The organism is Caballeronia choica (assembly GCF_001544535.1).
GTDB lineage: Bacteria > Pseudomonadota > Gammaproteobacteria > Burkholderiales > Burkholderiaceae > Caballeronia > Caballeronia choica.
On sequence record NZ_FCON02000487.1, the window covers coordinates 1 to 1,170 of the forward strand.

1 protein-coding gene and 1 pseudogene are annotated in these 1,170 nt (G+C 67.2%); both read left to right on the forward strand.

Annotation, left to right across the window (positions count from 1 at the left end):
• Positions 1 to 135: pseudogene (locus tag AWB68_RS47920) on the forward strand (N-acylmannosamine kinase); the annotation flags it as partial.
• Positions 122 to 1,170, forward strand: a 1,049-nt coding sequence (locus AWB68_RS45200; RefSeq protein WP_087650485.1) for a sugar ABC transporter ATP-binding protein, incomplete at its 3' end; no start/stop codon positions are given. The pseudogene AWB68_RS47920 and the gene AWB68_RS45200, both read left to right, overlap by 14 nt.

Here is a 1,170-nt window from a genome sequence, read left to right on the forward strand (position 1 = left end):
CGCGGTTCGTTTGGCCGCGACGCGGGCGCGATCGGCGCCGCGACGCTGCCGATGTTCTTCAACTTTTCTCCGCGCGCGGGGATTCTCAAGGGCGCCGGTGCCCATACGAACGAGGTGAACTATGTCCAGTCCTGAGTCCACGCCGCCGCTGCTGGAAATGCGCGGCATCAGCAAAACGTTTCCGGGAGTGCGGGCGCTCGACAACGTGCGTCTCTCCGTCCATCCCGGGCAAGTGCATTCGCTGATGGGCGAAAACGGCGCCGGCAAATCGACGCTGATGAAAATCCTTTCAGGCGCCTATCAGGCCGATCCCGGCGGGCAGATCCTGATCGAGGGCCAGCCCGTCGTGATCAACGGACCGCTCGCGGCCAAGGCGCTCGGCGTCGCGGTGATCTACCAGGAACTGAGCCTCGCGCCGAACCTGTCGGTGGCCGAGAACATCCACGCCGGGCGCGAGTTGCGCGGCGCGATGGGCCTCATCGACCGCGCCGCGATGGAACGCGGCTGCGAGGAAGTGCTGAAGCGCCTCGGCGCGGCGTTCAAGCCGCATACGCTGGTGGGCGACCTGTCGATCGCCGAACAGCAACTGGTCGAGATCGCGCGGGCCGTGCATGCCCGGGCCCGCATCCTCGTGATGGACGAGCCGACCACGCCGCTCTCGTCGCGCGAAACCGACCGCCTCTTCGACCTGATCCGCCAGTTGCGCGAGGAAGGCCTCGCGATCATCTACATCAGCCACCGGATGGCGGAAATCTATGAGCTGTCGGACCGCGTGTCGGTGCTGCGCGATGGCGGCTATGTCGGCACGCTGGAGCGCGCGGACCTGTCGGCGGAAAGCCTCGTGAAGATGATGGTCGGCCGCGACATCTCGGGCTTCTACAAGAAGGAGCACGCGCCCTACGATCCGGGCAAGGTGGTCCTGCAAGTGCGCGACATCGCCGATGAAAGCCGCGTGCGCGGCTGCAGCCTCGACCTGCATTCGGGCGAAGTGCTCGGGATCGCGGGCCTGGTCGGCGCCGGGCGCACCGAACTCGCGCGCCTCATCTTCGGCGCGGAACCGCGCACGCGCGGCGAAGTGACGGTCGATGGCAAGAAGCTCAATCTGCGCACGCCGCGCGACGCGATCGACGCGGGCCTCGTCTATCTGACCGAAGACCGCAAGGGCCAGGG